Origin of the sequence: Bartonella sp. OD88NMGDW, assembly GCF_042193775.1 — a bacterium.
GTDB lineage: Bacteria > Pseudomonadota > Alphaproteobacteria > Rhizobiales > Rhizobiaceae > Bartonella > Bartonella grahamii.
The window spans coordinates 381,866-394,970 of sequence record NZ_JBHIMA010000001.1 but is presented as its reverse complement, the minus strand read 5'-3'; the positions used below and the strand labels follow the sequence as shown (position 1 = coordinate 394,970).

Sequence of the window (13,105 nt, the reverse complement as noted above, 5' to 3'; positions counted from 1 at the left end):
TCTTCCCATGATCAACGTGACCAATCGTACCAATATTAACATGCGGTTTTGTTCGTTCAAACTTGCTCTTCGCCATCGCTATTAATCTCTTGTTTTATTCCCTATTTTTGTTAGCACCTAGGGACAGTCCTGCAAAACTCAATCCGATTAGGCTGTAACCAGCTCAATCACCACAACTCTTAGACGGAAAACCCCACCCAATCTATAAATGGAATATCCTCCATCATACCTATTTGCCCAATCACCAACAACTATTTGGAGCGGGTAGCGGGAATCGAACCCGCATATTCAGCTTGGAAGGCTGCTGCTCTACCATTGAGCTATACCCGCATGACTCACATACAAACTCTCCTTCGATGAATGGTGGAGGGGGTTGGATTCGAACCAACGTAGCATACGCAACGGATTTACAGTCCGCCCCCTTTAACCACTCGGGCACCCCTCCATTACACCGGTAAAGTCGCGCAATGAGACATTACGACAACCATCTTGAATACCCATTCAATTCAATCTGATTGCGAAGTGGTTATGACGATTACTATTGTATCTGTCAACAGAATAAATACAATTCTGTACAAATTTCCTGCTCATAACTTTAAATCATAAATTTTTTCTCTCTATTTTTCTTATTAACACGCTATAAAGAAGCTATGAAAGAAAAAACATCACAAAATTCTCATTATGCTCGTTTACGTCGCCGATATCGCGATACAAAAAGCTCTTCTTCTCGATCTTTTACACACCTAAAGAAGAAAGCTGCTTCTTTACACCAAGGGATAATCCATCTTTATGGCATTCATTCTGTTCAGGCAGCTTTAGAAAACCCAAAAAGAATTTTAAAATGTCTTTACGTTACACAAAATGCCTTAAAACGATTAAATATATCCGAATCAGATTATCCTTGCTCTGTTACATTATGCACCCCCAAATATCTTGATTCGCTTGTTGGAAGTGAGGCTGTTCATCAAGGTATTGTTTTGGAAACTCTCCCCCTCAAACCATGCAAACTGTCGGAACTAACCAATACTGATCTGGTCATTGTCATGGATCAAATTACTGATCCGCATAATGTTGGCGCTATTATGCGCTCTGCAGTTGCATTGAAAGCTAAAGCGCTTATTACAACTTGCCGTCACTCTCCCCACGAAAACGGTGTTCTTGCAAAAGCGGCATCTGGAGCTCTGGAAATGATTCATTATATTACCGTACGAAACCTCGCTGAAGCTCTTCAAGAACTTCATCAAACAGGTTTTACAAGCTTTGGTCTTGATTCAGAAGGGCACAAACCTCTAGAAACAGCATTAACAGGGAATAAAATTGCTCTTGTTTTAGGAGCAGAAGGTAAAGGTTTACGTAAAAAAACACGTGAAACCGTTTGCGCTTTAACACGCCTTGATATGCCTGGAAATATTAAATCATTAAATGTTTCAAATGCAGCAACAATAGCGCTTTATGTGGCACATAAATATCTTAGATTCTAGTTTTTATTTTTTTTGTGAAACATCAAAAAAACCAACCAACAAAAAACCCGCAAGAAACCCGCCAATATGAGCTTCCCATGCTATTGAGATGCCATTTTCTTCAAACAAAATAGAAGAAATACCTATGATAAAATCAGCCATCAGCCATACACCCATATAAACGAGCACCCCCTTAGAACACAGAGCTTTTTTAATGGACAATAAAGGTCCCAAAAGTTTTTCGTTCTGCGCATTGACAGCTAGATTACCACTAGGAAAACCGTAACGTGCAATAGCACCCATCATTCCAGATACGGCACCTGACGCCCCAATAAGTGATATGGTACTTTCTTGATGAAATGTAAAATAAGTCAAAACAGAAATAACTGCCGTTAACACCCAAAAAATTAAAAAACGTAAAACACCAAAATGCCTTGCTAAAGGAGAGCCAAAAACCAAAAGCCAAACCATATTAAGAGCAACATGTTTAAAACTACTATGCATAAATGAATAACTCACCATGGTATAACAGAGTGCTACAGGATCCCTCTTAAACAATGCTGGTATAAATGAAAAAAACTCAAGACTTTCAGTATAAACCTGATGAGAGAAAAAATACTGAGAAATGCAATAAAGACAAAAACAAAATGCTATCAAAACAACTATAATAAATGGAACATTCAACAAGGGTTCTTTAGGTTGTTTCGGCAATCGGGAAACATCATTATGTTGGTGACTAAAAACTTTCATTGTATAAAATCTCGTATTTTTCAGAAAATGGGTTATTCTTTATACAAAATAAATATACCACTCCCAGTGATACAGAATCTTTTCAACGCCTCTTCGGAGCCCCTTTTTCAATAGCTCTACATGAAAACACGTGTATTTTATACAAAAGATTTTAAAAAGCATGGATACCAAGAATATGATTTACAAACTTAGTGGTATCCTGCTTACTTAAATGTGAAGTTATCATACAATACACAAGAACTTACGAATAGATAAACTCACTTATGAGGTGGTGTATAATCAAAATATATAAACATTGTTTTCTTACTAGAAATATATTGATCATTGCATTTTTTAACTAAGCTATACTTCGATTGATAAACTTTAAATAATCTTAAATCTCAATTTTTCCATTAATATAGCTTGCATTGCTTCTACTCTTTGAATGAAAAACGACATCTCTATGAGAAAAAACTACCAACACAGCTTTCTCTAGATATACTCATTGGTGTTTCATGATGAATTACTCTCTTGATAGCCTTTTTCCCTCATAAATGCAAAAGCGTCAGTCCATCTCTTTAACAAATATAAACAAGCCTTTCATTTCAACCTCTAACAGATATAATTCAAGAACTGTCTCCTATGAAACACTGAAAAAATACGTTGGTTCTAATGATGCATCTTTGAATTTAAACAGTTCATGAAGGAAATTTTTATTCCTTATCTTAGAGAATCTTATCTGCACATCCGCCACTTGTAATGCGCAAGAGAATAATTTGGATTAATTCAATATAGAAAAATTTTAAATGAGAAAATCATAGGAATTTGAACCTCCTATTAAGTTGTAAAATGATAAATGACCATTATAAATCAATGTATTATAAATAGATAACACACTCATCATTGAAGAGGAAGATCTTGAGAATTCTGCTTGCAATCCTTTAACCACACATCATAAATAGGATGCTCAACAGCATTCAAACCAGGACTATCTGCAAACATCCATCCTGTAAAAATACGCCGTATTTTTTTATCTAATGTCACTTCATTGACTTCAACAAAACCAGTTGTACGCGTTGGTTCATCTTTAGAGCTCGTATAACACGCACGTGGTGTTACCTGTAATGCACCGTACTGATAAATTTTACCAAGAGTAACTTCAAAACGTGTGGTCCGCCCCGTGATTTTGTCAAGACCTGCAAAAACAGCAATTCCATTGCTAATACGTTCAGCACGCACCCCATTATTTAAGGATAAAAACACTAAAATTCCCATTAAAAAAATATATATAAAATGCCTCACCCCTAACAATAAAAAAAATCTCATCATATCAAAATTAATCGCACCTTAAAAAATAATTCTTTTCATAACATAGATTCAAATAAGACAAAAATATACGAGCGCATTAAAACATTTTATTTTTTAGGTGACCACGCATCATAATCTTCATGCACACAAGAACGCTCTCCACTGGAGGTGATAGCCCCCTTTGGTCGATAGCTCTCACTTGTTCCTGTCATATTTGCAACATGGGGCTTTTCCCATTCATAAGGATGATAATCCTCCTGTGTTGGTGGAGAATCACAGCGATGATGAATCCAGCCGTGCCAACCTGGTGGAATAGTAGAGGCCTCAGAATAGTCTTTATAGATAACCCAACGGTGCGGATAACCATCCTTATGAAGTCCCCCTTCATAATATATATTTCCAAATTGATCTTCCCCTATCCGCTTACCTTTGCGCCATGTGAAAAAACGCGTACCAATGGTATTGCCATTCCACCATGTGAAGATTTGCTTAAAAAAACGAGCCATCTGCTATTCCATTCATTTAGTGCGCTCATGAAATTAATCGTTGGAATAAAACTGTTAACGATTGAAATTACCGAAAAAGTTACTAGGAAATTCAGCTACAATTCCAATTGATAGGATAACGTGCTATCCCTTAATTTCAAGAAGATATCATATGTATGGCTTCTTCTCCACCCCATAAAATTTAATCTATGCCAAGTTTCATCTTAACCAATTCATTAACAACTTGAGGATTTGCCTTACCACCTGTTGCTTTCATTACCTGTCCAACAAACCAACCAGCTAGAGCGGGTTTCTGTTTTGCTTGCGCAACTTTATCAGAATTATTAGCAATGATTTCATCAACGGCTCTCTCAATTGCCTTTGTATCCGTCACCTGCTTCATATTTCGCTCTTCTACAATTTGGCGTGCATCTCCCCCCTCATTCCAAATAATCTCAAAAAGATCTTTGGCAATTTTTCCAGAAATAACTCCTTCTTTTATGAGATCAATAATGCTTCCCAATTGATTTGGCGATACTGGTGACTCTTCAATCTCACGATTATCTTTATTTAAAGCCCCTAAAAGGTCATTAATCACCCAATTGGCAACCATTTTTCCATCACGCCCACGCGCTACTTCTTCAAAATAATCAGCAATAGCCTTTTCCGTCACAAGAATGGAAGCATCATACACTGTCAATCCCATTTCCTTAACAAAACGTGCTTTTATAGCGTCAGGCAATTCTGGTAAGTCTTCTGCCAAAGCATCCACAAATGCCTGATCAAATTCTAATGGTAAAAGATCAGGATCAGGAAAATAACGATAGTCATGTGCTTCTTCTTTTGAACGCATAGAGCGCGTTTCACCTTTAGCCGCATCAAAAAGCCGAGTCTCTTGATCTATGACTCCTCCCTCTTCTAAAATTGCGATCTGACGACGCGCTTCATACTCAATTGCTTGACCAATAAAGCGAATAGAATTAACGTTTTTAATTTCACAGCGCGTTCCAAAATTTTCACCAGGACGACGAACAGATACATTGACATCTGCACGCATAGAACCTTCATCCATATTGCCATCGCAAGTGCCCAAATAACGAACAATCGTACGCAATTTTGTCATATAGGCTTTGGCTTCATCTGATGAACGCATATCAGGTTTGGAAACAATTTCCATAAGAGCAACACCAGAACGATTAAGATCTACAAAAGACATCGTTGGATGTTGATCGTGCATCGATTTTCCAGCATCCTGTTCAAGATGCAACCTCTCAATTCCCACTTCAATATCTTCAAATTGGCCATTCGAATCTGGACCAACAGATATGATAATCTTTCCCTCTCCCACAATGGGATAGCGAAATTGAGAAATTTGATACCCCTGCGGTAAATCTGGATAAAAATAATTTTTGCGATCAAAAACAGATTTTAAATTAATATGCGCCTTTAATCCTAACCCCGTTCGAACCGCTTGACGGACACATTCTTGATTAAGAACAGGCAACATACCTGGCATGGCTGCATCAATGAGTGATACATGATTGTTCGGCTCTGCACCAAATTTGGTTGACGCTCCTGAAAAAAGTTTCGAATTTGATATGATTTGCGCATGAACTTCCATGCCAATGATGACTTCCCAATCACCTGTAACTCCAGAAATAAAACGCTTAGAATCAGGAGTACGCGTATCAATGATGCTCATTGCCAATCCACTACCAATATTTTAAAATACACTCATGGCTTATCTAAAACCATTCTCTCAGTGCAATCATAGGATATAAATCTTACAAAAAGCCCGATTCTATCGGGCTTTTTCTGTTTGCATAAATATTAAGCTTTTTTAGGAGCCTTTTTCTTAACTGATGTTTTCTCTGTAGAGGTTTCTTTCACTGCAGATTTTTTCTTTGCCGGCTTTTCTTCAGGGACATCTGATTCGTCATATTCTTTCATCAACTCTTCAACCGTCACTTCTTTATCTGTGACTTTTATCTGTGCTAATAAATGATCAATGACCTTTTCTTCAAAAATTGGAGCACGTAGATTTTCAACAGCTTCCGGAGTCCTGCGGAAAAAATCCATAATCTCTTTCTCTTGTCCAGGATACTGACGAACCTGATCAAAAACGGCTGCTTTTAGCTCATCCTCACTAACTTTAACACCAACCTTCATTCCAATTTCAGAAAGCACCAAACCAAGACGAACACGACGTTGCGCAAGGATACGATATTCCTCCCGTGCCTTTTCTTCTGTAATACCTTCATCTTCAAAACTGCGCCCAGCCTTTTTCAAATCATCATTAACCTGAGCCCATATATTGTTAAACTCAATCTCTAAAAGTTCTTCAGGAATCTCAAAATTATAATCAGCATCTAAAGCATCAAGAATTTGACGCTTAACTTTTTGACGTGTCACTGAACCATATTGGCTCTCAATCTGTCCACGAACGACCTCACGTAAGCGATCCAGAGACTCTAAACCAACTTTTTGTGCTGCTTCATCATCAATTTTTAATTCATCTGGTTTAAAGACAGCTTTGACAGTAATGTCAAACTCTGCTTCCCGTCCGGCCAAATGTGCTGCACTGTAATTATCAGGAAATTTAACAAAAATCGTTTTTGCATCCCCAGCTTTCACACCAACCAATTGCTCTTCAAAACCAGGAATAAATTGTTTTGACCCAAGAATCAGTTGTGCATCACTATCTGCCCCACCTTCAAATGGAGCGCCTTCAAGCTTACCTTGATAATCTATGGTAATACGATCACCTTCTTCAGAAGCCCCCTCTTTTAGGGAATAATTACGCGTAGAAGAAAGGACGCGATTGATTTGATCATCAATATCCTGTTCAGGAATAGTTGCAATTTCACGGATAACCTTAATATGTTCAAAATCTTTAATTTCAATTTTTGGTAAAACTTCATACTTTAAACTAAAAGTAAAATCAGCTTTGCCATCTAGAATTTTTTCATCTTCATCTATATCAATTTTCGGCTGCATCGCTGCACGTTCATTGCGATCTGCTAAAATAGACCGAGGCGCATCACTGAGTATCTCATTGAGAATCTCCGCCATAAAGGATTTACCATACATTTTTCGCAAATGCCCACTAGGCACTTTACCGGGACGAAAACCATTAAGCTTGATTTTTCCCTTGGTATCATCCAATCTTTCATTCAACTTTTCTTCTAAATCTTTCGCTGGAACCACGATCTTAATTTCGCGCTTCAGTCCTTCATTAAGCGTCTCGGTAACCTGCATTAAACACCTTCATTTTCCTAAGGAGAGGGATAAACCCACTCTAATAATCATTACATTCTAACACTTCGAGTGTTACATTTACCATGAAGCGGAATTTCAGACACGTAGAAATCCGTAGCACTTAAGGGATTGCTTTGGTGCGGATGGAGGGACTCGAACCCCCACGGTCTCCCGCCAGAACCTAAATCTGGTGCGTCTACCAATTTCGCCACATCCGCTCAAACTTACAAGCTAATAACCTTATACAAGCGGCGTTTCTATACCATTAATTACAGAAAAAAAGCAAACAAATATATTAAAAAAAACAAAATCTATGCTTTTCATACATAACTGCTTACGCTAAAAGTCAATTATGTTAAAGACATTTGATATCCCAATTCATATCATCGGTGGCGGTCTTGCGGGGTGTGAAGCAAGTTGGCAAATCGCTCAGTCAGGAATTTCTGTTGTTTTGCATGAAATGCGACCCGAAAAAAAATCAGATGCCCATAAAACCGATAATTTGGCAGAACTGGTTTGTTCAAATTCATTTCGTTGCGATGATTCATTAACAAATGCCGTAGGGCTTTTACATGCTGAAATGCGATTAGCGAAATCGTTAATTATGAAAGCTGCTGATGCCAACAAAGTTCCCGCAGGTAGTGCCCTTGCTGTTGACCGTGATGGATTTTCAAAAACTGTTACGACAGCACTCGAAAACCATCCTCTTATAACAATCAAACGTGAAGAAGTTCAAGAAATTCCTAAAGCTTGGAAACATGTTGTCATTGCAACGGGTCCCCTTACATCGCCTGCACTTGCTCAAGAATTACAAGCAATAACCGGTATAAAAGCTCTTTCTTTTTTTGATGCGATTGCACCTATTATCCATACCGATAGTATTGATATCAACATTTGTTGGTATCAGTCTCGCTATGATAAAATTGGTCCTGAGGGAACAGGAAAAGATTATCTTAATTGTCCCCTCAACAAAGAACAATATAAAACATTCGTTGAAGCATTAAAAAATGCTGAAAAAACAGAGTTTCGTGACTTTGAAAAAACGCCCTATTTTGATGGATGCCTCCCCATTGAAATTATGGCTGAGCGCGGACTTGAAACGTTAAGACACGGTCCTATGAAACCTATGGGCTTAACCAATGCCCATAACCCTACAGTTAAACCTTATGCTGTCGTTCAATTACGCCAAGATAATAAACTTGGAACGCTTTACAATATGGTCGGCTTTCAAACAAAACTGAAATATGGTGAACAAATTCGCATTTTTAGAATGATTCCCGGTCTTGAAAAAGCAGAGTTTGCGCGTCTTGGTGGTCTTCACCGCAATACCTACCTCAACTCGCCAATTATTCTTGATCAAACCCTTCGTTTAAAACAAAAAAAACAACTACGCTTTGCAGGACAAATTACCGGATGTGAAGGTTATGTAGAATCAGCGGCAATAGGGCTTCTTGCTGGACGTTTTGCTGCTGCCGAATATCATCATATTTCCCCTTGCCTACCCCCACAAACTACAGCATTCGGAGCCCTTTTGAATCATATTACGGGGGGACACATCATAGATGAAAAAGCAGAAACACAGTCCTTTCAGCCAATGAATATCAATTTCGGACTCTTTCCCCCTATTGCTTCTATTAAACATTCAGGAAAACGCCTAGCAAGTAAAGAAAAAAAATTAGTAAAAAAACAAGCCATAACAGCGAGAGCTCTCAATGATTGTACTCAGTGGTTAGCAGATAAAGAATCAAAGAGTTTCTGTTTATAAAAAACACACGATTCGCTTCTCATCTACTGATATGACTCTCGTGAAAAAATCATTCTAAAGCCTTTTAATGGCTGTCTCTCCCAATCAATAAATACTACCTACGTTTCATCATTTATTCAATTATGTAGGTGCTTGTAAAATAACTTTTGGCTATAAAAAACCTTTACCGCTACCAACAATTTATATGATTTAATAACTAAAAATAAAATAGATGGAAAATACACAAGCAATACTGTACTATCTCTATTGATTGATAGTTTTTATATTATGTAATGTAATTAGTTTATAGAAGAAAAACGCTCGCTTGCATATCACAAGTGAAATAAAGATATGGAAAAAATATTTGTAGGATAGAGCTTGATCTGTCTCTTCCCTCTTAAATGCCAAGAAAAAACATAATATTGAAAGTGAAATCTGATTATCATAAGATTCTTTCATTTCAGATTCTCTTATAATAAATCGATAAAAATTATCCTCTTGGTGCGTCACAAGCAAGCTTGGCGTATAAGTAAAAGAATAAAATTACCCCTTATGCACTCGTCTCAGATATTGAGGGCTAGTCGCAACATTATAGGAACTGAGAAAAATAGTACAATGGCACCAATATGCGCTTTTATTAAGCATAAATGGTGGTATATAATAACTTTTATACACTTCACAGAGTTTTTTGCCTCATACTATTTACGGGTCTTATTTTTGAAATAAACACCGTAACACTTCAGCGTAATAAAAGTTAACATTACATTTTATAACCCATACCAGTACTTCACTAATACAGTGCAATATTTTATTGAAATGTCTAAAAACAATATATTTTAAGCTGACAGTACTTTATACAACACTTAAAATCATTTTCAAAAATACCAGCAATAAATGAAAATAAAAAATACCGCAAAGATCTCAAAATATTATATAAAAAACACGCATAATACATGTGTAAAAAAAACCCGCTTATAAATAAATCGGGTTTTTTAATGTCGCTTAAATTATTTTTTATTAACTGCTTCTTTAAGGCTTTTTCCTGCAGAAAATTTGGGTACAGAACGTGCTGGAATATCGATTTCAGCACCAGTTGAAGGATTACGCCCCTTTGTTGCAGCACGATGAGAAACTTCAAAAGAGCCAAAACCAGGAAGACGAACATCTCCTCCTGAAGCCAAAGCTTCTGTTACAGAAGCCATAAAAGCATCAACAACAGCACCAGCTTGCGCTTTCGAAACACCTGCCTTTTCAGCAACGGAGCTAACCAATTCACTTTTATTCATAAAATATTTCCTTTCCCTATATTACCTGACAACATGACTTAATCATGTTATTGGTCAGTTTATTGAAAAGTACAACAAACAGAAGTCTTATTTTTATCCAAAACATTGTTTTTTTAGCAATAATCACAGTTATTCACGGAATTTTTTACTTTTTCCAACAAAAAACAGAATAATAACCTCAACAACGCCTTCTGCCACCTAAAAAATGTCGTTATAAATGAGATAAGTGAATCAGTGTGCAATCTGTATTCCTTCACTATCACTGCTCTCTGACCGGATTGGGACAGCCACCGTAGAGGGTTCTTTCCATTCAATAGTGTCTGGAAAACGAACCAAAGCATGTTTCAAAACTTCACTCACATGATTTACCGGAATAATTTCCATATTATTTTTGACATCGTCAGGAATATCAACCAAATCTTTTGCGTTTTCTTCAGGAATAAGTACTTTTTTTATCCCTCCTCGAAGAGCTGCTAGGAGTTTTTCTTTTAATCCACCAATTGGTAAAACGCGTCCACGTAAAGTAATTTCACCAGTCATTGCAATATCTTTATGCACAGCTACTCCTGTAAGAACCGAAACAATTGCTGTCACCATTGCAATCCCAGCAGATGGGCCATCTTTTGGCGTCGCACCCTCTGGAACATGAACATGGATATCGCGTTTTTCAAAAAGTGGAGGTTCAATACCAAAATCAACAGCACGAGAACGTACATAAGATGCTGCCGCTGAAATGGACTCTTTCATAATATCACGTAAATTTCCAGTTACAGTCATCTTACCTTTGCCGGGCATCATAACTCCTTCAATGGTCAATAACTCTCCACCAACTTCTGTCCACGCAAGGCCTGTCACAACACCAATTTGATTTTCTCCTTCAATCTGATTGTAATGATAACGTTTAACACCCAAGAAATCATGAATATTATTTTCTGTAACTTTTACAGATTTTTGATGCGTTTTGAGAATTTTTGTAACAGATTTGCGGGAAATTTTCATGAGTTCACGCTCAAGGTTACGAACGCCTGCCTCACGTGTATAAAACTGAATAATTGACCTTAGTGCTCCATCAGAAATACTAAGTTCTTTTTTAGACAAACAGTGATCTTTTAGTGCCTTTGGTAAAAGATGCTGTTTAACAATTTCCATTTTCTCACATTCAGTATAACCAGCAATACGAATAATTTCCATACGGTCCATTAACGGACCTGGAATATTAAGCGTATTGGCAGTTGTGATAAACATGACATCAGAAAGATCATATTCAACTTCCAAATAGTGATCAATGAATGTACTGTTTTGTTCAGGATCAAGAACTTCTAATAAAGCGGATGAAGGATCTCCACGAAAATCTTGTCCCATTTTATCAATTTCATCAAGCAAGAAAAGCGGATTAGATTTTTTTGCTTTTTTCATAGACTGGATAATTTTTCCAGGCATCGAACCAATATATGTTCGGCGATGTCCGCGAATTTCTGCTTCATCCCGCACGCCTCCCAATGAGATACGAACATACTCACGCCCCGTCGCCTTTGCAATAGAGCGCGCTAATGATGTTTTCCCTACACCAGGAGGACCTAACAAACAAATAATGGGACCTTTTATCTTTGATGCTCGACTTTGGACGGCCAAATATTCAATAATTCGCTCCTTAACTTTTTCAAGACCGAAATGTTCATTATTCATGACCTTTTCAGCAAAATCTAAATTGTTTTTAATTTTAGATTTTTTACCCCAAGGCATTGCTAATAACCAATCAAGATAGTTACGTACAACAGTCGCTTCTGCAGACATAGGAGACATATTCCGTAATTTTCTCAATTCTGCCCCAGCTTTTTCCTGCGCTTCCTTGGATAGTTTTGTATTCTTGATGCGTTCTTCTAATTCAGAGAGTTCATCTCGGCTATCATCACCTGCGCCTAACTCTTTTTGAATAGCCTTCATCTGCTCATTGAGATAATATTCTCGTTGGTTTTTTTCCATTTGCCGTTTAACATGCGAACGAATACGTTTTTCAACCTGCAAAACAGAAATTTCTCCTTCCATGAAGGACAGAACTCGTTCAAGACGGGCCCGTACAGGTAAGAGCTCTAATATTTCCTGTTTTTCTGCAAGTTTAATCATCAAATGAGAAGCAATCGTATCGGCAAGCTTAGAAGGATTATCAATCTGGCCAATCGCATTGACAACTTCAGGAGAGATTTTTTTATTAAGCTTTACATAGTTTTCAAAATAAGCAATCACTGACCTTGAAAGAGCTTCAATCTCAACATCACTCTCTCTAGGTTCTTCTGTAACAGTCGCATATGCCTGATGATAACCTTCACTTAAAGCAAATTGACTAATTTTTGCACGTGCAGTTCCTTCAACCAAAACCTTTACAGTACCATCAGGCAGCTTTAAAAGTTGAAGAATATTGGCAAATGTACCAATATGATAAATATCCTCTGATTTTGGATCGTCATCAGAAGCGTTTTTTTGTGTCACCAAGAGTATTTGCTTGTCAACCGCCATCGTTTCTTCAAGAGCACGAATTGATTTTTCGCGCCCCACAAAAAGTGGAACAATCATATGGGGGAAGACAACAATATCACGAAGAGGTAAAACAGCATAAACCCCATCTCTTACTTCATCTGTCTTTTCATCAATATATTGCATAACTCTCCTTTCTGGAGCCTATGAGCTATCTACAACAACCAGCTCACCTTTAGAAAACCTCAGCTCTTCACAATACATGAAGTGGTAATTACTCATACATAAATCAAGCATTATAATGATATTATTATAAACACCCATCAAATACCGTTCATTATCACCTTTTATATTGTGCATCGC

At 37.3% G+C, this 13,105-nt stretch carries 9 protein-coding genes, 3 tRNA genes and 1 pseudogene; 2 read left to right on the top strand and 11 right to left on the bottom strand.

Annotation, left to right across the window (positions count from 1 at the left end):
• From ACFIJR_RS01720 to ACFIJR_RS01710, 3 genes and pseudogenes are all read right to left on the bottom strand, one after another.
• A pseudogene (locus ACFIJR_RS01720) lies at positions 1-76 on the bottom strand (elongation factor Tu); the annotation flags it as partial.
• A 180-nt stretch (positions 77-256) separates the two neighbouring features.
• A tRNA-Gly gene (locus tag ACFIJR_RS01715) sits at positions 257-330 on the bottom strand.
• A 31-nt stretch (positions 331-361) separates the two neighbouring features.
• Positions 362-445: transfer RNA gene (locus tag ACFIJR_RS01710), tRNA-Tyr, on the bottom strand.
• Positions 446-650: 205 nt separating this feature from the next.
• On the opposite strand from ACFIJR_RS01710, the gene ACFIJR_RS01705 reads away from it, so the two are divergent.
• The gene (locus tag ACFIJR_RS01705; protein WP_375625965.1) at positions 651-1,481 is read left to right on the top strand and encodes a TrmH family RNA methyltransferase; all 831 of its coding nucleotides are present in this window, start codon (positions 651-653) and stop codon (positions 1,479-1,481) included.
• Positions 1,482-1,484: 3 nt separating this feature from the next.
• On the opposite strand, the gene ACFIJR_RS01700 is transcribed toward ACFIJR_RS01705, so the two are convergent.
• From ACFIJR_RS01700 to ACFIJR_RS01675, 6 genes are all read right to left on the bottom strand, one after another.
• Positions 1,485-2,210 (bottom strand): rhomboid family intramembrane serine protease, encoded by a 726-nt coding sequence (locus tag ACFIJR_RS01700; protein ID WP_375651534.1) that lies wholly within the window; start codon positions 2,208-2,210, stop codon positions 1,485-1,487.
• A gap of 879 nt (positions 2,211-3,089) precedes the next feature.
• Entirely contained in the window at positions 3,090-3,515 is a 426-nt protein-coding gene (locus ACFIJR_RS01695; RefSeq protein WP_375625183.1) for a DUF2155 domain-containing protein, read from the bottom strand.
• Between the two features lie 89 nt (positions 3,516-3,604).
• Positions 3,605-4,003 (bottom strand): NADH:ubiquinone oxidoreductase subunit NDUFA12, encoded by a 399-nt coding sequence (locus ACFIJR_RS01690; RefSeq protein ID WP_375624962.1) that lies wholly within the window; start codon positions 4,001-4,003, stop codon positions 3,605-3,607.
• 181 nt (positions 4,004-4,184) lie between these two features.
• Positions 4,185-5,684: an Asp-tRNA(Asn)/Glu-tRNA(Gln) amidotransferase subunit GatB gene (gene gatB / locus ACFIJR_RS01685; RefSeq protein ID WP_375624963.1), complete on the bottom strand. Its 1,500-nt coding sequence runs from the start codon at positions 5,682-5,684 to the stop codon at positions 4,185-4,187.
• Positions 5,685-5,812: 128 nt separating this feature from the next.
• Complete coding sequence (gene tig / locus ACFIJR_RS01680) at positions 5,813-7,240, bottom strand: trigger factor (protein WP_375625960.1); 1,428 nt, start codon at positions 7,238-7,240, stop codon at positions 5,813-5,815.
• A gap of 135 nt (positions 7,241-7,375) precedes the next feature.
• Positions 7,376-7,458: transfer RNA gene (locus ACFIJR_RS01675), tRNA-Leu, on the bottom strand.
• A gap of 134 nt (positions 7,459-7,592) precedes the next feature.
• Here ACFIJR_RS01675 and trmFO point away from each other — a divergent pair.
• Positions 7,593-9,005 carry a methylenetetrahydrofolate--tRNA-(uracil(54)-C(5))-methyltransferase (FADH(2)-oxidizing) TrmFO gene (trmFO, locus tag ACFIJR_RS01670; protein ID WP_375625958.1) on the top strand — a complete coding sequence of 471 codons (1,413 nt, stop codon included), beginning with the start codon at positions 7,593-7,595 and terminating at the stop codon, positions 9,003-9,005.
• 986 nt (positions 9,006-9,991) lie between these two features.
• Here trmFO and ACFIJR_RS01665 read toward each other — a convergent pair.
• Positions 9,992-10,270 carry an HU family DNA-binding protein gene (locus ACFIJR_RS01665; protein ID WP_012231443.1) on the bottom strand — a complete coding sequence of 93 codons (279 nt, stop codon included), beginning with the start codon at positions 10,268-10,270 and terminating at the stop codon, positions 9,992-9,994.
• Between the two features lie 231 nt (positions 10,271-10,501).
• Entirely contained in the window at positions 10,502-12,928 is a 2,427-nt protein-coding gene (gene lon / locus ACFIJR_RS01660; protein WP_375653317.1) for an endopeptidase La, read from the bottom strand.
• Positions 12,929-13,105: the final 177 nt, after the last annotated feature.